The following is a 25,165-nucleotide window of genomic DNA, read 5'->3' as shown; positions in this document are numbered from 1 at the left end:
TCAAAACTATAGTTAAGGTTTAAATACGTTATAAAAACTTAAAATTATTAGAATTAATTATTTGGATTAGATTATTCGGTTTTGATAAACTTTGTTTAAAAAGGTAACAAAAAATTATGACTGTTGACACTAAAGCCTAAAACAAACAGATTAATTCCGGATTTTTTTATATAATGAATTCAGGTTGTTCCCTACCTTTGCAATTATGATTGAAGATAAAAATACATCAAGAACATCCCTTTCTGAATTAGGAGAATTTGGACTGATAGATCATTTGACAAATAGTTTTGAAATAAAACAAGAATCTACTATTCGTGGTATTGGAGATGATGCAGCTGTTATGGATTTTAAAAACAAAAAATGTGTATTAACTACAGATCTGTTGATTGAGGGAGTACACTTTGACTTATCCTATGTGCCATTAAAACATTTAGGTTATAAGGCAGTGATAGTAAATCTTTCTGATGTGTATGCTATGAATGCAACTGCAACACAGATCACTGTATCTATTGCCGTATCTAATAGGTTTCCTTTAGAAGCATTAGAGGAATTATATGCTGGAATTCAAACTGCGGCTAAAATATATAATGTAGATGTAGTAGGTGGAGATACTACCTCTTCTACTACTGGGTTAATGATTAGTATTACTGCTGTTGGTCATGCAGATGAAGAAAGCATAGTATATCGCGATGGCGCTGGAGAAAAAGATCTCTTAGTAGTTACAGGTGATTTAGGAGCGGCATATCTAGGCCTGCAGATTTTAGAAAGAGAAAAACAGGTATATAAAGCAAATCCTAATTCTCAACCAGATTTAGATCAGTATTCATATTTAATAGAACGACAATTAAAACCCGAAGCGCGTAAAGATATTCTTGAACTTCTTAAAGCATTAGAAGTACAACCGACAAGTATGATTGATATAAGCGATGGTTTATCTTCAGAGGTTATACATTTATGTACTAAATCAAAAGTTGGTGTAAATCTATACGAAGAAAAGATACCTTTAGATCCTGCGGTGATTTCTACTTGTGAAGAGTTTAAGTTGAACAGTACAACTGTGGCACTTAGTGGAGGCGAGGATTATGAATTACTCTTTACTATTAAACAAGAGGATTTTCCAAAGATTAAGGCAAACCCTAATCTAACAGTAATAGGTCATATGACCGATGAGAAAAGTGGAATTGGATTAGTTACAAGAGCTAATGAGAAAATTCAATTAACTGCGCAAGGATGGAATCCTATAAAAGAATAATTTAAGAAGCAGCTTGAAGGTTTAATTTACTTTTGTTTCGTGCAGTTTTCTTAGCATGAACAGATGCTAATACATCATTAATTTCTTTAAGCTTTGGAGTCATTACTTCTAATCTTCCTCTACTATTAGTAGTTGCTTGTTCGCGACAATGAGAACAGGTATATTCTTTTATGTGATGAGTTACCTGTTTTGAAGTAACATAATCATGGCCGAATAAAGCGCAATATATTTTTGATATGGAGAATGACGAATTGGGGGTAGATTTCTTCATCTTTGTGGGGGTTAAAAGTTCATTATCAATACAATAATAATGTTTTTTTAGTTATTAACAACAATTTGTAAGAAAAAATTTTAAAAAAACTTGAAATTTTGCTTGGAAAATGTATTTTATAGTGTTTTTGGCTTGTAAAATTGTATTTCGTCGGATAAATCATGCTGGATTTTGATTTTTTTTCAAAGAGATGTCTCTCTAGAGAAGACGGGAATATATCAGCTTTTTTTTAGAAATTGATGTAAAGATTTTAAAAGCTCCTCTTTGTTTTCGATGTAAGACATGTGCCCCCCTTTAAAGGAGATTACATCCGTTTTAGAGTGCTTTGATTCTTTCAGATTTTGTTGATATGGTAATACTGGATCTTTTTCTCCTGCAAAAATTATTTTTTGTTTTTTAAAATTTAACAAGGTCTTCGTGTGATCTTTTCTAATCTTCATGCCTTCCAGAGCAGAAATAATTCCTTGAAGAGGAGTTTTAGAGGCTTCATTCTTTATAGTCTCAATTTGATCACTAAATTTAGAACGGTTTTCCTCTGCAAAAAGATTAGCAATCGCCATGCTAGTATATGCATTGGGGTTTTTCTTTACGATATCAATGGCACGGCTACGATTTATCTTTCTTTCTTCATTATCGGGGAAAGAAGTAGAGTTTAGCAAGACGATTCCGGATATCATCTCTGGAAACAGATCTAGATATGCTAATGAAACATACCCACCCATAGAATGACCAATAAGTATTGGTTTATCTGTTATAGTAATGTCTAAAACAGCTTTTACAGCCTCTGCCATATCTTCCATCCTATGAATATAACCCAGGCAATCTGTTTTTCCGTGACCTAATAAGTCAATTGTGATACAGGCGTGTGTTTCAGAAAAATAAGAAACAACATCATTCCACATAGTTGAATTTTCTAAAAAACCGTGTAAAAAAACCAAGGGAGTACCTTTTCCTGAGATGTGATAATTAATTTCAATCCCTTTATATGCTAATGTCATTTTGAAATTTTATATTTCAACTTTTTTATCAATATTCGTTAAAGCGACATAAACCTAACCAAATGCGATTTAATAAAGAAACTTTTATAACAGGATTTGCATTGTTCTCCATGTTTTTTGGGGCAGGAAATTTAATTTTACCTCCCAATCTTGGCTTTAAGGCGGGAGACATGTGGTTTTGGGTTACTATTGGGTTTGTTATTTCTGCAGTTGTACTTCCGCTATTTGGTATTTTTGCACATGCAAAACTACAAGGAACTATGTTGGATTTTGGAAAAAAAGTTTCTCCTACTTTTAGCCTTGTTTATTGTTTTATAGTATACGCTATTTCCATCGCTTTACCGTCACCAAGAACGGCATCGGTAACTCATGAGATGGCTATTCAACCTTTTTTTGGAACAAGTTCTTTGTTAACAAGTAGTGTCTATTTTTGCATTGTACTGTTTTTTGTATTAAACCGTTCAAAGATTCTGAACATACTCGGTAAGTTTCTTACTCCTGTTATTTTTATTGTAATTCTGAGTATTATTTTCATTGGAATTTTTTCTACACATCCTCCTATGAATAGTTCGGTTTTTGAAACTCCTGTTGTAGAAGGGTTATTAGAAGGATATCAAACATTTGATGCAATCGGAGCTGTTGTGGTTGGTGGAGTAATTATAATTTCACTTCAGTTAAAGGGAAGAAAAAGTTTTGAAGAAAATCGATTGTTAATACGTAATTCAGGGATAATCGCCGGAATAGGCCTTTTTATAGTATATGCAGGGTTAATATTTAATGGAGCTCTGTTTAATGGAGCTTTCGAACAGGAAATCAGTCGTACAGAATTATTATCAGGCCTTAGTCTAAAAACCTTAGGCAATATAGGAAGCACTTTCCTAAGTGTTCTGGTTTCTCTTGCTTGTTTTACGACTGCCGTTGGAATTGTAACAGGGACAGCAGATTTTATAAAAGGAATATTTGGAGAATCTCATCAAGCATATATTATAACTGCTGTTATAGGGTGTATTTTAGGTGTGGTAATGGGACAGTTGGATGTACATGACATAATAGTAGTAGCCATTCCTGCTTTAATGTTTATTTACCCAATTACTATTGTATTAATACTACTAAATGTATTACCAGATAAATTTACTTCTTCAATTGTATTCAGAGCAGTTGTTATTGTTACTATTATATTTAGTTTGCCGGATTTTTTGGGATCTATTGGGCTTAAAGATCAAGTACAAGCCATTTTGGAATTAATTCCACTTGGGCGATATAGTTTAGCTTGGCTAATGCCTGCTATATTTTGTCTTATCATTAGTAACGTTTTTATTAAAGAAAAATCTTCAAAGTAAATGTGCAGTATTTTTAAAAAGTAAATAGCATACGGTATTGCCTTTTTTATTAAATTTGCGTTTTAACACTTTTTTAAGAAAGTTAAAATCAAAAAGTTAATCTAAAAGGGAAACATAATATCAAATGAAAAAATTACCGATTCTAGGAGCAATTGTTTTACTAATTTCCTCTTGTACCAAAGACGATTACATCCCTATCGTATCGAATTTAGATACGGAGTTATTAAGTACGCTGGATATTGCATCAAATGGAGAGGGAGCTGCTTTTTTTATATTACCTGAGAGTAATGACTATGCCAGTATCCCACAAGATCCTTTAAATCCAATTACTAGTGAGAAAGTTGCCTTAGGTAGATTATTACTTCATGAAACGGCTACTGGAGGAAACCCAAAAATTGACGAGATGAAAGGGACTTATTCTTGTGCGTCTTGTCACCAGGCTTCGGCTGGATTTAGTGCAGGATTAAGACAAGGAATCGGTGAATGTGGAGTAGGTTTTGGTATAAGAGGAGAAGATAGAGTTGTTAATACTAACGTTCCTCGAGATTCTGTAGATATACAACCTTTGCGATCGCCAACATTGCTTAATGTAGCGTATCAGGATGTTATGCTTTGGAATGGACAGTTCGGAGGAACAGGTACTAATGCTGGTACCGAAGCTAGTTGGACAGAAATTCAAGAAAATTTTTTAGGATTTCAAGGAGTAGAAGTGCAGGCAATCAAAGGACAAAAAGTACATAGACTACAAATTGATGTAGATTTTGTAAATACTTTTGGGTACAAAAACCTTTTTGATGCTGCTTTTCCAGATGTAGCAGAAAGTGAAAGATATACGAAAGATAATGCAGCTTTGGCTATTGCAGCGTATGAAAGAACATTGTTAGCAAATAGATCTCCTTGGCAGGATTGGTTAAAAGGGAATAGTGATGCTTTAAGCGATACAGAGAAGAGAGGAGCTATTGCTTTTTTTGGAAATGGGAAATGTTATGAATGTCATACGGGACCAGCACTTAATGATAAAAGTTTTCATTCTTTTGGTATGGGGGATTTTGAGAACTCTAATGATGCATTACTATTATATGACGTGAATATCGAGAATGTAAAAAGAGGAAGAGGTAATTTTACGAATAACCCAAGTGATGATTATAAATTTAAAACACCAACATTATACAATTTAGTAGACAATGGTTTCTATGGTCACGGAGGAACTTTTACTTCTGTAAAAGATGTGATATCTTATAAAAATGATGGAACTCCGCAAAATACAGAGGTTCCAGCAGAGAACTTAGCATCTCAATTTGGAACTATAAATCTTACGGAAGAAGAAATCGATGATATGACTTCTTTTATTTCGAATAGCTTGAGAGATCCTGAATTGAACAGATATGTTCCTGAATCAATTAATTCTGGAAATTGTTTTCCAAATAATGATGACACATCCAGAGCAGATTTAGGATGTGATTAATTTAGAGTAGCGATCCACCAGGTATTACCATAAGGATCTTTGAAACCGGCTCCGCGGGCTCCATAATCTTCTTCCATAGGTTGCATTAAGGATATGGCGCCTGCATCTATTGCATTGTAATAGGTTTGATCTGTATCCTTTACATATACATACATGGAGGTATGTTGAGCGGGATAGGTTGTAGATGCTTCAGTAATCATTATTGTAGCATCTCCTATCATAACCTCAGAATGTTCGATTTTATAGGCAGTATCCACCTTGCGAATCATTTCCTGAGCATTGAATATTTTTCTGATAAAATCTATAAAATCATCTGCATTATTAACTACCAAATAAGGCATTGCCTGTTGATGACCTGCTGTAATTTTCATTCGTTGCATTGTAATTCTTTAACGTTTTGGTATGCAACGATAAAACAATCATAAATATTCTACAAAATGTTAAAAAATAGTCATAAAAAAACCAGATTACTTTTAAAAGTAATCTGGTTTTTTTTCATTAGAAAAGAATGAATCTAGTTTCTTACTGATTCATCAATTCTTCAATTTCTTTTGCTTCGATAGGAATGTTCCCCATTAAATTAAAAGGTTCCCCCTTTTCTTTTATCACAACATCATCTTCTAATCGTACTCCAAAACCTTCATCAGGAATATAAATACCTGGTTCTACAGTAAAAACCATATTAGCTTGCATAGGTTCTGTTAAGATTCCGTAATCATGGGTATCCAATCCAATATGGTGAGAGGTGCCGTGCATAAAATACTTTTTATAAGCTGGCCAATCAGGATCTTCATTTTGAACATCAGCTTTATCGATAAGTCCAAGACCTAATAATTCTGAAGTCATAATTTTGCCCACTTCCACATGATAATCAGCCCAGATTGTTCCAGGAACTAGCATCTTAGTAGCTTCATTTTTTACTCGTAAAACCGCATCGTATACTGCTCTTTGACGATCTGTAAACTTACCTGAAACAGGAATGGTACGAGTTAAATCACTAGAATAATTAGCATATTCTGCTGCTACATCCATTAAGATTAGCTCTCCTTCCTTACACTGTTGGTTATTCTCTATGTAATGCAAAACATTGGCATTGTTACCACTAGCTATAATTGGAGTATATGCAAAACCTTTAGATCGGTGATTTATAAATTCATGTAATAACTCCGCTTCAATATTATATTCCCACACTCCAGGTTTTACAAAACCAAGCAATCTTCTAAATCCTTTTTCGGTGATATTACAAGCGGTTTGCATGAGATCAATTTCTATTGGATCTTTTACAGAACGTAAGCGTTGTAAAATGGGATTACTTTTGGCAACAGTATGAGCAGGGTATTTAGCTTTCCACCATTTTGTAAAACGATCTTCTCTGGTTTCAGTCTCTACATTTGCTCTATAATGTTCATTAGTATTGACATAGACTGTGTCACATTGTGTCATAATCTCGAAGAATATTTTCTCCAAATCTTGTAACCAATATACTGTTGTTACTCCAGAAGTTTCAAAAGCTTTTTCTTTGGTTAACTTTTCACCTTCCCAGATAGCGATTAATTCACTGGTTTCTTTTAAGAATAAGATTTCACGATGCTTTTCATTTGGTGCATCAGGAAAAAGGACTAAAATACTTTCCTCCTGATCTACTCCACTTAGATAAAAAATATCTCTATGCTGTTCAAAAGGGATTGTACTATCTGCACTAATCGGATAAATATCATTACTATTAAAAACAGCAATACTATTTGGTTTCATTTTAGCCGCAAAATTCTTCCTGTTTTTTATAAAGAGGTTTTTATCTATTTGATGATATTTCATGATGTCTATTTTTAAAAAAGATGTGTTTTCAAAAATAGAATAATTATTTACGTAATAAAAAAGGAACTCATAAGATTTGAGTTCCTTTTTTAAAGTATCTAAATACCTAGTGTTTTTTTAGCTAAAACTAGTATTTTATTTGCTTATCGCTTTTTTAACAAAACCTATAATTGCCATTAAAACTCCACCACCAACTCCACCGCCAGCAACACTACCTAGTATTCCTGCTATATCCATTCCGCCAGAAGTATCGATTCCTAGATAACTAAGTAAATAACCTCCTATTCCTCCTCCCAGAATTCCCAGAATTGAATTTCCAATTCTTCCGAAAGAAGCATTTTTTAATAATGAGCCAGCAATATTTCCGCCTACGGCTCCACTGATTAATTGAATAATTAATGGCAAGTATTCTTCCATGGTTATTTAGTTTATTGATTAGTTGTCAATAAATTAACAAAAAAACAACGACAAACGCAAAAAACAAGTGATTTGAGAATTTCTTTTTGAAGAATTATTTTCGATGTATTGTTAAACAATATCTAAAAATTTTGACACTATAGTAGCATTCTATACTTTCAGCCAACTAAACTTCCATCATAATGAAAACATACATTTCAACTTTTTTACTATTATTTATTAGTATTTCTATTTTTTCACAACAACCAGCAACGCAGGCTGTCGAGATTCAAAAAGCATTATTACAGAAAAAAGAACTGGAAAAATCTTCTCTTGTTAAGAATGTTCCTTTTGAAAACATAGGACCATCTGTAATGAGTGGACGTGTAGTAGACGTTGATGTAAATCCAGAAAATACAACAGAATTTTATGTTGCTTATGCTTCTGGTGGATTATGGTATACTATAAACAACGGAACGACTTTCGAACCTGTTCTGGATAATGCCGAAACCATCAATGTAGGTGATATTGCTGTTGATTGGAAAAATGGAACCATTTGGGTTGGAACAGGAGAGAATAATTCGTCTAGATCATCGTATGCTGGAGTAGGAATTCTAAAATCTAAGGATGCAGGGAAAACATGGAAGAATGTTGGACTTATAGATTCTCATCATATTGGGCGTATAGTAATAAATCCTAAAAATCCAGATGAGGTAGTTATAGGAGCTACAGGTCATCTATATTCTAATAATGAAGAAAGAGGAATATATAAAACAACCGATGGAGGAACTACTTGGAAAAAAACATTGTTTATTAATAATGAGACAGGAATTATTGATCTTGCTTATGCTCCGGACAATTTTAATGTTATGTATGCTGCAGCATGGGATAAGGATCGTAAGGCATGGAATTTTGAAGGAAATGGATCTAGTTCTGATATTTATAAAAGTATGGATGCAGGGAATACTTGGAATAAAATCTCAATAGAAGGAAGCGGTTTCCCTACAGGAGATGGTGTAGGAAGGATAGGATTAGCGGTTTTTGATGAAAACACTGTGTATGCAGTTCACGATAGTCAATTTAGAAGAGATGAAAGTGATAAAACAGAAAAAGATTCTGGATTAACTAAGGATGATTTTAAAACAATGTCTGTAGATGCTTTTTTAAGTTTAGAAGATAAAAAGCTGAATCGTTACTTGAAAACTAATGGATTTCAGGAAAAATATCGTGCAGAAAATGTGAAGCAAATGGTTCGTAGTGGTTCTGTAAAACCTATAGACCTGGCAAAGTATTTAGAAAACGCAAACGCGGCTCTTTTTGATACTCCAGTGATTGGAGCAGAAGTATACAGAAGTGATGATGGAGGAAAGAGTTGGAAAAAAACACATAAAGAGTATCTGGATGATATTTTCTATAGCTATGGCTATTATTTTGCTCAAATACAGGTAAATCCATCTAATAAAGATCACATTTATATCTCAGGAGTACCTATTCTAAAATCTAAGGATGGAGGAAAAACATACAAAAGTATTAGCGCAGAAAACGTTCATGCGGATCATCATTCCCTTTGGATAAATCCTAAAAACCCAAATCACCTAGTAAATGGTAATGATGGAGGTGTAAATATTACCTATGATGATGGAGAGAATTGGATCAAAGCTAATCAACCGAGTGTTGGTCAGTTTTATGCAATTAATGTGGATCATGAGAAACCATATAATGTATATGGAGGACTACAGGATAATGGGGTATGGGTTGGTTCTGTGAATGCAGGAGAAGATGCTTCATGGCATCAAAGCGGACATTACCCTTGGAAAAGTATTATGGGCGGTGATGGTATGCAAGTGCAGATTGATAATCGAGATAGTAATATTGTGTATACCGGGTTTCAGTTTGGAAATTATTTTAGATTAGATCGTTCAACAAAGGATCAGGTTTATATTCAACCAAAACATGAATTAGGAGAATCTCCATACCGGTTTAATTGGCAAACACCTATTTTATTATCTCCACACAATCAAGATATTTTGTATTTAGGTGGAAATAAATTGATGAGGTCCATGAATCAAGGTGATGAGTGGACTGCAATCTCTGATGACCTTACCAATGGTGGTAAAAAAGGAAATGTTGCTTATGGTACATTAACATCAATTGCAGAATCAATATTTCAGTTTGGGTTGATATATACGGGTAGTGATGATGGATTGGTTTATGTTACCAAAAACGCAGGAGGAAACTGGAGTAAGATTTCTGATAGTTTTCCAAAAGACTTGTGGGTATCTAGAGTTGTAGCTTCTGCTCATAAAAAAGAACGTGTTTATGTAAGTTTAAATGGATATCGATGGGATGACTTTACACCATATGTTTATATGAGTGATGATTATGGACAAACTTGGGCTAATATTGGGAGAAACTTACCAATATCAGCAGTTAATGTAATCAAAGAAGATCCTAAAAATGAAAATGTATTATATGTTGGGTCCGATAATGGTGCTTATGTTTCATTAGATAAAGGGAGTACCTGGCAAGTATTTTCTAAAGGAATACCAAATGTTGCAGTTCATGATATTGTTGTGCAGCCAGAAGCTAATGATCTTTTATTAGGAACTCATGGTAGAAGCATCTATAAAACAAATATAGAACCGCTTCAAAATCTAAATGAAGAAGTTCTTGTTTCGGCTTTACATTTGTATCCAGCCAGTACAGTAAAGGCTTCACCTCGTTGGGGAAGTTCTTGGAGCAAGTGGTTAGATGCTTATGAACCTTCTACCACGCTAAAATATTATGCAAATAAAACTGGAACCATATCTGTTAAGATTATAACAGAAAGCGGTAAAACACTTCAGGAGTTTTCGTCTGATTCTGATAAAGGATTGAATTATACCAAGTATGACCTTACAATTTCTGATAAAGGAAGGAAAGCATTGTTAAAAGAATTTCCTGATGAAGAGATCTCTAAAAAGAAAAATGGAAAGTATTACCTTCCTGTTGGAAAATACGAAGTAGTTATTTCTGATGGAAAACAAACAGAAAAAGTTCCTTTTGAGATAAAATAAAAACAGATATATAAATTTATTACGTTTAGAATTTATTTGGACAATTATATAAAGACAATCAATCTTTTTTGTTACCTTTTATAAAAGTTTATTAACCAACGTAATGAAAGTAAACCCCTACAATACGGTTATCTTTTTAGGATGCCTCGTACTTGTTGTTCTCGCACTGTGGAAACTCGTTCAGTATTGGAAAAAAGATAAGACCTTAAGGTATTTTTATGGATTCTTGATTACTTCTAATCTTGTAATTATACAGGTATTACTCATGGATTTTGGACTTCATAAATCATATCCATGGATATTGGCTTTTTTTGTGCCGTTTCAATATTTATCACCAGTATATTTTACTGCGTTTATTTGTTACTATCTAAAAAAAGAAGAGTTATATAAAAGGAATCGAAACTATTTATTTCTTCCGTTTATAGGTTTTTTTGCGTTATATACAGTACTTAAGATTAACGTTTTTTTAGATTATGCTTGGATTTCGAAAGAGGTTTTTACAATAATCCATACCGAAGTTGATGAAAACACAGCACTGACGTTCAATATTATTATTAGTATTTGGAACCTTCTGATTATTCACAAGTATGAAAATAAAATTGGGAAATTATCTTTTAATCAAGTAAAGAAAAAAACGCAATGGATTAAAACCATTGTTGCCATACTTATTACATTCAATGTTATTTGGTTACTAACTATTGTTCTATTTTTTATAAGAGAAGATATAAGTGGCCATGTTCCATATTATCCGTATTGGATTTTATATATGTTGTTTTATTATACATTTTTATATTTAGGGTCAAAGCATATTTATGAAGTCTCTGAAAAAAATGAATCGGAGGAAGAAGCAGTGCAAAAGGCAATTCAGAATTTTAGAATGTCTGGACTTAATCATATGTTTTCGGAAGAAGAGTTAGAATTGATTCATTATGACAAACCATCTCAGATTACGGGAATACTAAGCTATTTTTCTACATCTTTATTCGATAAAAATAAGCTTGAAGATGTGTTGTGGGATATTGTAGAGAATTGTATCGCATATCTGCAGTTAGAAGATTGCATCATCTATATATTAGATGGATCAAAAAAGGTACTGGTTCAGAAAGCTGCATTTGGTAATAAAAATCAGGGGGAGCGTAAAATACTAAGCCCAATAGAAATTTCTTTAGGTGAAGGAATCGTAGGACAAGTTGCGTTATCAGGAGAATATGAATGTGTTTATAATGTAACCTATGATAGCAGATATGTTGTGGATGATATTAGTCGTAGATCAGAATTAGCTGTTCCAATTGTTGTTGATGATGAAGTGGTTGGAGTCTTAGATTCAGAACATTCTCAGGAAGGATTTTTTAACGAAAACCATATCCTTTTATTTCAATTAATTGCGAAGCTTACTGCAAAAAAGCTTGCTCAGATTAATATCAAGAATACTACCAACATCACCGATGACAATTTGTATTTTAAAGAACTTCATTTTTTGATGAAGGAGGCCAAAATATATAGAGATTCTAGTTTGGGATTAGAAAGTATTTCGAAAATGTTAAAAATCAGCAGTAATTATTTGTCGCAAATGGTAAATAAATTAAGTGGATCTAATTTTTCAGATTATGTGAATAGTTTTCGTATTGAAGATGCTAAAGCTAAGCTTAAAGATCCAAATTTTGCGAATTACACAGTATTAGCTATAGCTTTGGAATCCGGTTTTAACTCTAAATCAACCTTTTATAATGCGTTTAAAAAACATACAGGTATTTCCCCAAAAGAGTATAGAGAAACTTCTTTAGAAATGAAATAATCCAAAACTATCCATTGACTCAAAACTCTTTATACCATTATCTTAAAACTAGATATTGTAAAAAAAGTTGTTCTTTTACAATAAGGAATAAACCCAATTAATTTTTATTAGACTTATAAAAATCCATGAAGTGCATTCATAAATTAGTAGTATTTGTTGCGTGCTTTATAGTATTGTGTTTGGATGTTTCTGGACAAGCGGAGGTTACTTATAACATTAAATCATATAATGTTTTTAATGGGTTGTCTAATAATTGGGTTTCTGATATATTTCAGGACGAAGATGGTTTTATGTGGTTTGCCACTCAATATGGCCTTAATAGATTTGATGGGCAATCGTATGAAAAATACACATATACATCAAAAAACCCAAAAAGCCTAACGGGTAATTGGGTGAGATCAATTCTTCAGCTAAGTGATGGTAAACTATATATAGGTACTCTAGGAGGAGGAATCGACATTTTGGATCCACATAGCGGAGTATTCGAAAATCTTGAGGAATTAGAGAGTGAAAAAGATATATTGATGGTCAATAATTTGACCAAATATGGAAAAGAAAATCTTTGGATATCTTCTACAAGTGGTGCTTATAAGTATACTCCTAAAAGTCAGACATTAAAACGAGTTTATAATAAAAGATCATCAAATATTTCAGTTCTTAATGATGGAAGATCATTAATTGCAAGTAATGAAGGATTATTCGAGGTAAAGGATACTATTACCAAAAAGTTAGATCTATTTAAAGGAAGAATCATTTCTAATATTCTCACACTATCTAATAATAAGACATTAGTATATATAGCTAATGAGTTATATAGTATAGAGGAAAAAAATGATCGATGGGTAAAAGAGAGGTTAGATTTTGATAGCTCTTATATTAGTAATGCAACCGATAAGTCATTTTTCTTTCAGGATAATCGAGATTGGATCTGGCTAGCTGCCGGGAAAAAAATATGGAAATTTTCTCCAGATTTTAAAACGCAAATAGTATTTGATGCGCAGGATTTATTAGGATATGATTTTTCAAAACGCTTAAGGTTACTTTGTATTTTTCAGGATAGAGATAATGATTTTTGGATAGGAACAAATGCAGGTGCTTTTCAGCTTATAGAGAACAAACCGTTTAGACATCCAATTCTAGGGGCTGTTGGAAATGCTAGAGAAATTGTAGAATGTGAAGGTAAAATGTGGTTTACCCTACCTGATGGATTATATACTTGGGATAAAATTAAAGGAACACCATTAAAAAAAATCTCTGATTATAGAATGACATCCTTAGCTTGTGCTTCTAATGGTGCTGTTTATGGGTTGTTTAAAAATGAATTTGTTGGAATTTTAAAAATAGACGCTAAAAATGAGAGTGTAGTTGAGCAAATTTTTGAATCTGAAAAAATGCCAAGTAGTCCTTGGAGAATAATTGAAGATGCAAATAAGCGTTTGTGGATTACACACTGGAATCATATGATGGTCTATGATACGACTGATGGAAGTTATTTTAGACTTAAGGTAACTAAGAAGAACATAGCAATTGTTGATTTATTTTTAGATAAAAAAGACAATTTATGGTTAGCCACTATAAGTGGAGGTCTTGTTAAACTTTCTAATGCTAGTAAATTTGTAGCATCTTCTGATTCTAATTTTAAACGCTTTGTACATGATAAGAATGATGATAGTAGTGTTAGTTCTAATTTGGTGATGTCTTTACACCAAACAAATGATGGCAAATTATGGATAGGAACTGATGGTGGCTTAAATCGTATGGATATCGAAGAAGAGAAATTTACGAGATATATGAGGGATGATAAGATGCCAGATGATAAAGTATTAAATATTACCAGTGATAAGAATGGAGTATTATGGTTAAGTACCATAAGTCATGGGATTACATCATTTAATCCTACAACAAATGAATTCAATACGTATACGGTCGAGGATGGTTTATACGATAACTCCATGTTGTTGAGTTCTATTTATCGAGCCGCAGACGGATATATCTGGACAGGAAGTGAAAGAGGCGTGAACTATTTTCATCCAGAAGAATTGAGTGTCGCTTCAGATTACAAACCTAATTTGATTTGGTCATCATATGTAAAGCATCGTAAGGATACAATCATAACCAATCATTTTCCTAATAAATTAAATGATGTAATTAGGGTGCGTTCTGAAGATCAGAATGTTAGTTTTCAATTTTTAGCATTAACCTTTAAAGAACCAGAAAATGTTAGATATCAGTTTTGGTTACAAGGGTTTCATAACGATTGGTTGCCAGTACAGGAAAAAGGATTAATTACATTATCATATTTACCCAAAGGAAAATACAAATTGCATGTTAGAGCATCTAGTTCGGAAAATAAATGGGAAGTACTACATGAACCAATATCAGTTTTAGTATTACCTCCTTGGTATAAAACCAATGTTGCGTATTTGGCATATAGCCTATTTTTATTGTTATTAATTTATACTTTTTATAAAATTCAATTAAGAAGAAAAATAGCTGAAACCGAGAAAGAACATGTTTCTAGTTTAGCAGAAGTTAAAACACGATGGTTTAATCAGATTGCTCATGAGTTTAGAACTCCTCTTACAGTTATTTTAGGAGCTGTAGATCAGATAAGAAATAGATCTGTTAAAGATACTTCGAACAAAGAAGATAAGTATTTACATCAGATCGAAAACCAAGCAAATCATTTATCCAATCAAGTACATCAAATTTTGGAAATAGCACAGATGCAAGAAGATCAATTGGAGATGAATGAGCAGCTTGGGGATTTTGTTTCTTTTCAGCGGTATCTATTGTATTCATTTAAATCCCTTGCCGAGGAAAAAGAAATTTCACTTACGTTTTCTAGTGATCAAGAAGAATTACATATGTATTATGATGAAGATAAATGGAGAAAAATTACTACAAATTTAGTTTCTAATGCTATTAAATATAATGTAGTTGGAGGAAAAGTGTCTTTAAAAATAAACTATGTAGAAGATGAAGATAGTTCTAGGATAAATGTTATTGTTAAGGACTCGGGTATTGGAATTTCTTCTGATTTCATGAAAATTCTATATGACCCTTTTACAAGATCACAAACCGAAAATGAAAACGGAGTAGGTTTAGGTTTAACATTGACCAAAGAACTTGTGGAACTAATGAAAGGGAATATTAGAGTAGAAAGTAAAGAAGAATTAGGAACTACATTTACAATAAGTACGCCTGTGATCGTATCTTCAGATTTTCTGAATTCGGAAGAAGATTTGATCCTGCAGGATTCATCTTTACCAATAGTTTTAGTAGCAGAAGATCATAAAGAAGTACAAGAGTATATTCAATTTTGTTTGGCATCAAGTTATACGGTGGTATTAGCCAATAATGGTCAGGAAGCGTGGGAGTTATGTCAAGAACATCTTCCAGATCTTGTGATTTCTGATATTATGATGCCTAAATGGGATGGTATTAAATTAGGTTCAATGATTAGGAGTCATATTGCCACAGATCATATTCCTCTTATTTTCTTAACTGCTAAGGCGAGCCAACATAGTCAAATCGAAGGCTTAAAAATTGGAGCAGATGCGTATTTGGCAAAGCCTTTTGATAGAGAAGAATTGTTGATTAGAGTAAATCACTTAATTCATACCAGAACGAAACTTCGAGAAAAGTATGATCAAGAGGACGTAGGGAACGTTTCAGAAAATAAAGTTATAGACGGCTTTATGCAGTCTGTTATCGATATTGTAAAAGACCATATGGATAATGATGAGTTTAGTATACCTGTATTGGCAGAACAATTACATATGAGTAGAGTCCATTTATTCAGAAAGATTAAAAACCTAACAGGCATGTCTCCAACAAAATTTATTCGTAAAATTAGATTACAACATGCGCGTGATTTATTGAATAATAAAGAATATTCTATTGCAGAGATCGCATATCAAACAGGGTTTAAGGATCCAGCATATTTCTCTCGAGTATATGTGGAAGAATTCGGAAAACCTCCTTCTGAATCTAGAAAATAACGGATATAATCGCTCTATTTACAGTAGATAATACATTCATGTAACTGTAGTACAAGTAATGGTAACGATAGTACAACACAACATTTGATTCTTGTTTTACCTTGCTTTTATAATTGAAAGCAATCAAAAACGATTTGAATTTTATAGTCTCTCTTTTGAGATTTAATACGAATAGTTTTTGGTAAGGACAAAAAAAATCAAAATGGACATTCAGAAAAAATCAGGCAATAAAAATGCCTCAGAAACAATTCATAAACTTTTTAAACCTTGTATGCTATTTGTAACTATTACAAGTATACTTTATACATTAAAAAATTATGAACCTTTATTAAATAGTGATATACGTATGGGAATAAACTTTTGGGTTATTCCTGTGACTTTATCTATTTTCCTTTTTTATGTGTTCATAGAAAAATCAAACTTGTTGTTACTAGACAATTATTTTTATATTTCGTTTGATCAGAATAATATTCCAGAAAAAACTTCTTTAAATCTAAAGCAGCATAAGAGAGGAACAGATACTAAAAAGGAAGAACCATCTGCACATAAAAAAACTACTTTATCCATACCTTATCTTGATGAGGTTTTTCAGGAATTCGATGAAGATTATTTACATAATGCACCTATTCAGACAATTTCTATACTAAGTTATTTTGCGACGTCACTTTTTGAAAAGAACAATGTTAATGATGTACTCTGGGATATTGTAGAAAATTGTATTTCTCACCTTCACTTAGAAGATTGTGTTATCTATATGCTTGATAAAGAAAAACAGTATTTAATCCAAAAAGCTGCTTTTGGGAATAAAAATAATGGAGAGAAAAAGATTGTAAGTCCAATAAAAATAGAAATGGGAGATGGTATTGTTGGGAATGTTGCCAAATCAAAAAGATATCAACGTATCAATGATGTACGTAAAAATAAAGCATATATTATTGATGATGCTTCTAGAATGTCAGAGTTATCAGTACCAATATGTATTGAAGGCACGATTATAGGTGTATTAGATTCTGAACATTCAGAAAAGAATTTTTTCACCAATGATCATGTATTCTTATTTCATTTAATAGCAAAACTTACAGAAAAAAAGCTAAAACAGATATGCAGTAATAGCGCAACTTGTCATATTACAAATGATAATACATATTATAAAGAATTAGAGTTCTTAATGAAGGAAGCAAAATTATATAGAGATCCTAATTTAGGATTAGATAGTGTGGCGGGTAAACTCAAAATTAGCAGCAATTATTTATCCCAATTAGTCAATAAACTAACCGGCAAAAATTTCGCAGATTATATAAATACATTTAGAGTAGAAGACGCTAAGTTAAAATTAAGGAATATCAATTTTATAAATTATACTATTGTTGGTATTGCTTTAGAATCAGGATTTAATTCCAAGTCCACATTTTATAGTTCATTTAAAAAAATGACAGGAATTTCACCAAGTAGTTATAGAAAAACTGGTTGAAAATGTCCTGATTCTTTGAAATTCAAACTTTCTGGATACTTCTCGCCTCAATCCTATTTAAATTTATTACAAGAGTAACTCAATAATCAAATACGATTCTCATAAAGATGTTTGAGACATCCTTATGAGTGATTTAATTACTTCAGATAATAAAAATAAATATGATGAAAAAGAATAATTTTTTACACCTATTTATGCTAATGGGTCTAGCAATCATTAGTTGCAAAAATGATGATGAAACAATTACCTCACTTCAAAATCAAAACCCAGAAGATTTTTCTGTAGAAGCCACTGAAATTACTGATAATAGCGCATTATTAACCTGGAATTCTGCTATCGATCCAGATGGTGATGTCGTTTCATATGAGATTATGTTAAATGGAACTGAAATCGCCTCCTCTATTACGGATACAGAGTATTTATTAGAGGAACTTTCGCCCAATATTAATTATAACGGATCCGTTATCGCTTCTGATGGTAATAATGGTGTTTTCGAAAGTACTTTTACATTTACAACAAATGAAACAATAGACACGATGGTATCTATTGCTTGGCAAAAATCCTTAGGAGGTACAAGTAATGATGAAGCATATAGTATTTGGCAAACAAATGATCAAGGCTATATTGTAGCTGGTTCCTCAGAATCTGATGATGGTAATGTTTCAGGAAATAACGGGAATAAAGATTGTTGGATTGTAAAACTAGATAGTCAAGGCACCATACAATGGGAAACAAATATAGGTGGCTCCAATAATGATACAGTACATGATATAAAACAAACCACAGATGGCGGATTTATTGTAGGAGCTTTTTCTTCCTCTAGTGATGGAGATGTATCAGCGAATAATGGCATGCGTGATTTTTGGATTGTAAAATTGAATGCATCAGGATCAATAGAATGGGAAAACAATGTGGGCGGTTCTAGTGATGATATTCTTGAGTCGATTATTCAATCATCAGATGGAGGATATGTAGCAGTCGGGTTTTCAAGTTCGGATCAGTTTGATGTAAGTGGTCAATCTGATGCTTGGGTTATAAAACTGAATGCATCAGGAGTTTTTCAATGGGAAACCAATTTAGGAGGTTCACAAAGAGATATTGCCTTTTCTGTGGATCAGACTACCGATCAAGGATATATTATAGCAGGCTATACAGAAACTAACGATAACAAAAGAGATATGTGGATCGCAAAACTAGATGCTACAGGAGATCTTAGTTGGGAGAAATCATTTGTAGGTACTGAAAATGAAGAAGCAGAATCCATAGAACAAACGTCAGATGGAGGTTACATAATTGCGGGATATTCTGAATCTAACGATGGAGATATCGGAGAAAATAAAGGAGGTAATGATGCTATAATCATCAAAACTGATATAGCTGGGAATATACAATGGAAACAAACCTTTGGTGGTTCTCGATCAGAGGGCATAAGTGATATACACCAAACCAATGATGGAGGATATATTGCTATAGGAAATTCTAGTTCTAATGATGAAGATGTAGCAGATAATAATGGAGCTTCAGACTTTTGGATTATACGATTAGAACCTAATGGAGCTATTGTATGGCAAAAAAACTTAGGTGATGAAGGAGATGATTATGCTTTTTCTATTCAGCAAACATCAGATGATGGTTTTATCGCAACGGGTACTTGGTATACTAATATTACCGGAAGCGGAGAAGGAACTACAGGAGATTTTGACTATTGGGTTATTAAGTTAGAATAATAGCAGGAGTGTGTAATGATTAGGTTTTTGTCCAATTGCTTTTCATTACTAGTGGGTCCTCATTATCTAACCTAATCGACAGTGATGAGGATCCTTTTTTTAAATTTATGATATGAAACGACTTGCACTATTTTTAGTATGTACCTTTTCTACTTGTTTTTTTGGGTATTCTTGTTTTTGGGATTATGACACTATAGAGATGGAAAGAATACAATTTCCAGATGTAATTGAATTAATATCAGGAAAGTTTTTGAGGCACTCACCTGAGTTCTATCAATGGAGAATACAAGATAGAACTTTAAAGCTTCAGAAGTTTCCTGATAGTTTAGAACTATACGATGATCTTGCGGTTGCATATTCAAAAATCGGTAATGACTCAAAGGCGATTCAGGTTATTCTGAAAAAAGATAGTATTGCTCCAAAAAACTATAAAACATACGCCAATTTAGGAACTTTTTATATCCATGACGGCCAATTTTCTAAAGGGTTAACCTATATAGATAAAGCAATTGCGATCAATCCTAATGCTCATTTCGGAAGAGAAATATATCAACGACATCTAGTAGAATATGTATTAAGTAGGATGAAGAATGGAAAAGTAGTACTGCCTTTGTCTGTAGATTTCAGTCCTAGTTTTGAGCGTTTCCCGAGGCATAAATTAGATAATTTTTATACTTTTTTAACTAATAAATATAGTAGCAAAACAGAAACTCCTTTAGAAAATAACATATTACCTAAAGAAGAGCTTGATAGAGCTATTAAAGGTATTATGGGAATGATGAAATTTGGCAATTATGATTCGCCAGTTTTATTAGAAGCATTAGGAGATTTATTAGTTGCTAACGGTTGGAAAAATGGAGCCAGGCAATTAGCATCAAGAGCTTATTTTAAAGCTTCTTATCATAGTAAACAACCAGAAACAAAAAGTATTTATGAACAAAAAGTAGCATTTGCCCTGTATCATCAATACACAAAAAAAGGAGGAAAAAGGTTTACCACACAAGAGTTAGAAGAACTTTTGAAACAGGAAATAGCAGAAGGAAATGATTTTTATCAAAGGATTCGTAACGATGAAATAGAATGGATACAACTTGGTCAAAACCCGGAAGAGGAATTTTCTAAAAAATATTATCAAGAACCATCACTTGGAGCTCGAATTCAGGAAACAAATACTTCAATTGAGATGGTTGAAAATAAGTATCGAAAAAACAAACCAAATGATACTATTAATCTAAAACTCTTGCCTAAGGACACTATTTTTTTGAAGGATAATTTAGAAACCGAAACTGATACAACGCTAGTAAAAGAACAAGAGAAAATAGATGAAAACCAGACCAATATACCTACAGTAGTTTTCTTTTTAATCCTTGTCTTTATTATCATTCTGGTATATGCTATTAAAGTTCGCGGAACAAAGTTTTAGTAACATTAAACCTTAAAACAATTAGTTATCTGTCTATAAATTTATCCATTACTTAAATCTTTATAATATCCTAATTCTTTGAAATTCAAACTTTTCGGACATTTAGGTAAATACTGCTGCTTACCTTCAATTCGGATTTACGAAAAAACGTATGAACATGATTTAATGGAATAGATTATAATAAAAAGTATAATCATCTTGATTTTTGTGAGTTTTTAGAACACCCTTACTATCTTAAGGACAACGAGTTTGGATAGTGAAAAAACATGTTCAAGTAGAATAAAAAATTCTCTTTAATTAGATCAACAACTAAATATTTATAATAAACATTAAAAAAAATACGCGATGAGCTTCATAAAAAAAATACTTTTAGTCTTCATACTTTGCCACGGTTTTTTATATGCACAACAAGAACATTCTATTTCGGTTTTTGGCGAAGCGGATAAAATTAATGAAATTGAGACCTATATTGTTAATGTAGAGTTTAGAGATGTTATAGGTGATACTTATAGAAATATAAAAGGAAAAACAGTGAGCGAATTAGAAAAGGAATTTGCCGCTGCTTTAAGTAAAGAGAATATAATGTATCGTATTTCTTCATATGCTTATACCACTTCTGCTTTCTATTTTTATAAAACAACTTCGTTAGATGAAGTGAAGAAAATTATAAGTAAAAAAATAGAAGGTGTTACCAATACAAAAGTAGACATTATAGCTAAACAGATGACTAACGAACAAATAGGAACACTAAGTAAAGAAGCAGTGAATGATGCAAGAAATACAGCTAACCAAATAGCTGTCAATATTGGGAAAAAGGTTGGTGAGATTATCCAAATTGAAAACCTGAATAATAAATACAAATATTATAATGTAGTTGCTGTAAAAGAACCAACAAAATATTATGTTAAGGTTACTTTTTCACTAGAGTAATTATGATGAAAATAGTTCAAATGAACTCAATTGTAAAAAAGAATAAGGTTTTATTAGGATGCTTACTATGTTTTTTTAGTTTAAGCTGTAACTATAATAAATCAAGGAATTCGGAATCAGAAAAGATTTCTAGTATAGAAACCAAATTAAGAGATACCCTTACTATAGGTTATACGTACTGGTGGCTACAATCAGGACCATTTATTGGTAATTGTGGTGAAAAATATAGTTTGGTTGTTCTAGGAACAATTGATGAGATTTATAAAAAAACAGAGCAAGAACGATATGTATCCCAGACAGGAATCATAAAAATAGATGAAGTACTTATAGCAGGTAACCTTGAAAACAAAACCTATCAAGAAGAAGAATTCATTGCTTCAGATTGTTTTAATCAGGTAGATGTTAAAAAAGGAGACAAAGTGATTGTGTTTTTTTATGAATATGAAGGTAGTATCAGTATTCCAGGCGGTAAATCAATATTAAAAATCAATGGACGGTCCGACCCTAAGATTCAATCTATTAAGAAATACATTCAATCAGATCAAAACCCTCTTTCGATTGAAGAAGATCTTCATCTTTGGGAGGAAATAGGACTTGGATCAGAACTGACACAAATCATTTCTTGTAAAAAACTAGTATCTAAAAGTAAATTATAGTGATAGAAGAATTTTCTGGATATGAAAAAAACAGTAAATGGGAGCAAAATTCGAAGATTCAAAAAAGTATGATTTAAACAAGCGTAAATTAATTCAAAATACTAAAGCGACCATTGAAATGTCTCAGTTTGAGATAGAAAATGGAATTATTCATGAGAAATCAAAATTAACTAGACTGTTTTAAATTTTGCATACATCTATTTAAAACGTCCGAATTCATTGAAATTCAAGCTTTTCGGATATTTGAAATACACTCTCTTTTTAAGTTTGCTTCATTAACATAAAAAACTTTTATAAAATGAAAGCAATGAAAAATTTAATTGGATGTGTAGTGGTTTTATTACTATCAGTAGGTATTATCTCATGTGAAGGAGAAGATGGAGCAGTTGGGCCACAAGGCGAACAAGGCGAACAAGGAGAGCAAGGAGATCAAGGTCTTGATGGGGATCAGGGAGATCAAGGTGATCCAGGAACAGCGAATGTGATTTATTCTGATTGGATAGCTAGAGACTATGACAACAGCGGCGGATTAGCAGAAGAGACCAATGAACAATTGTTGGCTACATTAGGTCTTGGCGATTTTGACCTTACTCAAGATATACTATTAGTTTATGGTAGACGAGAGATTAGTGCTATAGTCACTGAGATAAACCAACTTCCTTACATACATGTTTCGGAAAATGATTTTTATGGTTTTGAGGTTGCTAGTTTTAATGGAGGTTTTACCTTAAGGATTAAGGTGGCGACATTGGATGGTACCACTAGTGCATTTGCATTCTTTCAGGGTTTCAAATATGTAATAATCCCTGGTGGAGTAGCTGCAGGAAAATCAGTTAATGATTATAAAAACATGTCTTACGAAGAAATTGCAACCCTTTTTAATATCCAATAATCACTTGGAATAGTAATCTAAAAATCCCCAAGATCTAGTCTCGGGGATTTAATTATTTTTTAAAACGTAAGGTTTGCATTGCCTTTCTAAAAAAACATTATTGTTTTCATTTTGTTGTAAACCATTAAAATAAAAGAATATGATAATTTATGGAAGTAGAGCAGTTCATATAAAATCGGAACAATCTAAAACAGCTATTTGTCCAAGTTGTAGTACGCAAGGCTCTTTGACATTAAGTGTATTCAGAAGACATGCTCATATTTTCTGGATTCCACTATTTCCAATTGGTAAAAAAGGAATTTCTCAGTGTCAGCATTGTAAAAATGTTCTTAAAACTAAAGAGATGCCAGAACCCATTAGAAGGGAGTACGATATCTTAAAAAATAAAACTAAAGGACCGATATGGCAATTTGCAGGATTGGGTATACTTATAGTTTTGATTGCTTGGGGCAGTTATGCAAGTGCGGAAAATAAAAAGTTAGCAGGAGAGTACATAGCATCTCCTATGAACGGTGATATTTATGAATACAAAATTGAAACAAGAAGTTATTCTACTTTAAAAGTAATTGCGGTTTCAAGGGATAGTGTGTTTGTGTCTCCCAATGAATATGAAATAAGTAAAAAGAGTAGAATATTCAAAATCAATAAGCCCGAAAATTATTCTGAATTCTCATATGGAATATCAATAGAAAAGCTAAAGGAGATGTACGATTCGGGAGAAATTTTTGATATAAATAGATGACGATTTTAAACGATTGTTTTATACGATAATTGCCGTAAATACGTCCGAATTCTTTGAATATCAAATATATGGGATATTCAAAAAGCAGCCTATATCTATGTTTGTTATGTAATTTTTAAAATTTTAGAAATGAAGACAATTAGGTATATAGGAGTATTAGTGTTTTTTGTAATCATACATGCTTGTACTAGTGATGATGATTCTAATGGTTTAAGAATCGAATATGAAAACAGTTTTATTGAAACCTTATTTTTAGAAGCAGGAGAAACTGCACCTCCAGTAGTAAATTGGTCAGGAGAAAAGGGAACATTTTCTGCTACGACATTACCAATTACAGCACCAGATGATTTATTTAATAGAAATTTATCTATTGATGAAGAAACAGGTGCGCTTTCTTGGGACAGATCGATTCCTCTAGGTGAGACAGAGGTTTTTATAACAGCATCCAATTCATTAGAAAGCACAACAATATCGGTCACAATAAATAACACTTTTATTGAAGGTCTTTTTGTTGGTGGATTCAATAACGATACATCGGATGAGCCTAACTTTTTTACCATAGAAAATGATACTTTTTTGATACTATCTAAAGATGGTACTGCTGCATTATCATCTACTAGTGATAGCGATGTGAGTTTTATCGGAACAGGAACCTGGACAGCAGATGATGGGGACATAACTATTAACTATATAACTACAAATAGTCCCGGAGAAAACTTAGTGATGAAAGGTTTTTTGAATGGAAGAAATAGTTTGCCAGCAGCTTTGTTTAGTGGGAAATGGGGGAAAGAGTTAAATCAAAATAATAATATTGAAAATTTGATGGGAATATTCAGATTTGAAAACGATTAAAATGATTTAAAAACTTTTTTACCTGCTATCATCCCTATTAAAAGAACAGTAAACTTTAGTACCCAAAAGTTTGCTGTTCT

The 25,165-nt window shown here is 32.3% G+C and carries 20 protein-coding genes; 15 read left to right on the top strand and 5 right to left on the bottom strand.

Annotated elements, in window-relative coordinates:
* Positions 1-205 precede the first annotated feature (205 nt).
* Positions 206-1,252, top strand: a complete 1,047-nt coding sequence (gene thiL / locus Q0975_RS09760) for a thiamine-phosphate kinase (protein WP_299435761.1) — start codon at positions 206-208, stop codon at positions 1,250-1,252.
* 1 nt (position 1,253) lies between these two features.
* Here thiL and Q0975_RS09755 read toward each other — a convergent pair whose 3' ends face one another.
* Positions 1,254-1,523: a hypothetical protein gene (locus Q0975_RS09755; protein ID WP_299435759.1), complete on the bottom strand. Its 270-nt coding sequence runs from the start codon at positions 1,521-1,523 to the stop codon at positions 1,254-1,256.
* A 218-nt stretch (positions 1,524-1,741) separates the two neighbouring features.
* Positions 1,742-2,521, bottom strand: coding sequence for an alpha/beta hydrolase (locus Q0975_RS09750; RefSeq protein ID WP_299435757.1), 780 nt, complete (start codon positions 2,519-2,521; stop codon positions 1,742-1,744).
* 62 nt (positions 2,522-2,583) lie between these two features.
* Here Q0975_RS09750 and brnQ point away from each other — a divergent pair, with 62 nt between their 5' ends.
* The gene (brnQ, locus tag Q0975_RS09745) at positions 2,584-3,861 is read left to right on the top strand and encodes a branched-chain amino acid transport system II carrier protein (protein WP_299435755.1); all 1,278 of its coding nucleotides are present in this window, start codon (positions 2,584-2,586) and stop codon (positions 3,859-3,861) included.
* A gap of 124 nt (positions 3,862-3,985) precedes the next feature.
* The gene (locus Q0975_RS09740) at positions 3,986-5,326 is read left to right on the top strand and encodes a cytochrome c peroxidase (protein ID WP_299435753.1); all 1,341 of its coding nucleotides are present in this window, start codon (positions 3,986-3,988) and stop codon (positions 5,324-5,326) included.
* Here the strand turns inward: Q0975_RS09740 and Q0975_RS09735 are convergent.
* From Q0975_RS09735 to Q0975_RS09725, 3 genes are all read right to left on the bottom strand, one after another.
* Positions 5,323-5,697 (bottom strand): VOC family protein, encoded by a 375-nt coding sequence (locus Q0975_RS09735; RefSeq protein WP_299435751.1) that lies wholly within the window; start codon positions 5,695-5,697, stop codon positions 5,323-5,325. The genes Q0975_RS09740 and Q0975_RS09735 overlap by 4 nt on opposite strands.
* Before the next feature lie 151 nt (positions 5,698-5,848).
* Positions 5,849-7,141, bottom strand: coding sequence for an aminopeptidase P N-terminal domain-containing protein (locus tag Q0975_RS09730; RefSeq protein ID WP_299435749.1), 1,293 nt, complete (start codon positions 7,139-7,141; stop codon positions 5,849-5,851).
* Positions 7,142-7,276: 135 nt separating this feature from the next.
* Positions 7,277-7,558 carry a hypothetical protein gene (locus Q0975_RS09725; RefSeq protein ID WP_299435747.1) on the bottom strand — a complete coding sequence of 94 codons (282 nt, stop codon included), beginning with the start codon at positions 7,556-7,558 and terminating at the stop codon, positions 7,277-7,279.
* Positions 7,559-7,740: 182 nt separating this feature from the next.
* Here Q0975_RS09725 and Q0975_RS09720 point away from each other — a divergent pair, with 182 nt between their 5' ends.
* The 12 genes from Q0975_RS09720 (at position 7,741) to Q0975_RS09665 (ending at position 25,085) form a co-directional block, all read left to right on the top strand.
* The gene (locus tag Q0975_RS09720) at positions 7,741-10,593 is read left to right on the top strand and encodes a glycosyl hydrolase (protein ID WP_299435745.1); all 2,853 of its coding nucleotides are present in this window, start codon (positions 7,741-7,743) and stop codon (positions 10,591-10,593) included.
* A 103-nt stretch (positions 10,594-10,696) separates the two neighbouring features.
* Positions 10,697-12,388, top strand: coding sequence for a helix-turn-helix domain-containing protein (locus Q0975_RS09715; RefSeq protein WP_299435743.1), 1,692 nt, complete (start codon positions 10,697-10,699; stop codon positions 12,386-12,388).
* A gap of 125 nt (positions 12,389-12,513) precedes the next feature.
* Positions 12,514-16,392 carry a two-component regulator propeller domain-containing protein gene (locus Q0975_RS09710; RefSeq protein WP_299435741.1) on the top strand — a complete coding sequence of 1,293 codons (3,879 nt, stop codon included), beginning with the start codon at positions 12,514-12,516 and terminating at the stop codon, positions 16,390-16,392.
* A 202-nt stretch (positions 16,393-16,594) separates the two neighbouring features.
* Complete coding sequence (locus tag Q0975_RS09705; protein ID WP_299435739.1) at positions 16,595-17,863, top strand: helix-turn-helix domain-containing protein; 1,269 nt, start codon at positions 16,595-16,597, stop codon at positions 17,861-17,863.
* A gap of 164 nt (positions 17,864-18,027) precedes the next feature.
* Positions 18,028-19,590: a fibronectin type III domain-containing protein gene (locus Q0975_RS09700; RefSeq protein WP_299435737.1), complete on the top strand. Its 1,563-nt coding sequence runs from the start codon at positions 18,028-18,030 to the stop codon at positions 19,588-19,590.
* Positions 19,591-19,702: 112 nt separating this feature from the next.
* Positions 19,703-21,013, top strand: coding sequence for a hypothetical protein (locus tag Q0975_RS09695; RefSeq protein ID WP_299435735.1), 1,311 nt, complete (start codon positions 19,703-19,705; stop codon positions 21,011-21,013).
* Between the two features lie 345 nt (positions 21,014-21,358).
* Complete coding sequence (locus tag Q0975_RS09690) at positions 21,359-21,943, top strand: hypothetical protein (protein ID WP_299435733.1); 585 nt, start codon at positions 21,359-21,361, stop codon at positions 21,941-21,943.
* 20 nt (positions 21,944-21,963) lie between these two features.
* Entirely contained in the window at positions 21,964-22,599 is a 636-nt protein-coding gene (locus tag Q0975_RS09685; protein ID WP_299435731.1) for a hypothetical protein, read from the top strand.
* 37 nt (positions 22,600-22,636) lie between these two features.
* Positions 22,637-22,783 (top strand): hypothetical protein, encoded by a 147-nt coding sequence (locus Q0975_RS09680; protein ID WP_299435729.1) that lies wholly within the window; start codon positions 22,637-22,639, stop codon positions 22,781-22,783.
* A gap of 123 nt (positions 22,784-22,906) precedes the next feature.
* Positions 22,907-23,491 carry a hypothetical protein gene (locus Q0975_RS09675; protein WP_299435727.1) on the top strand — a complete coding sequence of 195 codons (585 nt, stop codon included), beginning with the start codon at positions 22,907-22,909 and terminating at the stop codon, positions 23,489-23,491.
* Positions 23,492-23,630: 139 nt separating this feature from the next.
* Entirely contained in the window at positions 23,631-24,233 is a 603-nt protein-coding gene (locus tag Q0975_RS09670) for a zinc-ribbon domain-containing protein (RefSeq protein ID WP_299435725.1), read from the top strand.
* 129 nt (positions 24,234-24,362) lie between these two features.
* Positions 24,363-25,085: a hypothetical protein gene (locus Q0975_RS09665; RefSeq protein WP_299435723.1), complete on the top strand. Its 723-nt coding sequence runs from the start codon at positions 24,363-24,365 to the stop codon at positions 25,083-25,085.
* Positions 25,086-25,165: the final 80 nt, after the last annotated feature.

It is taken from the genome of uncultured Aquimarina sp., from assembly GCF_947500065.1.
In the GTDB taxonomy this organism is placed as follows: domain Bacteria; phylum Bacteroidota; class Bacteroidia; order Flavobacteriales; family Flavobacteriaceae; genus Aquimarina.
Note: the sequence above shows the minus strand (reverse complement) of the source record. Positions and strands in the feature narration are given on the sequence as shown.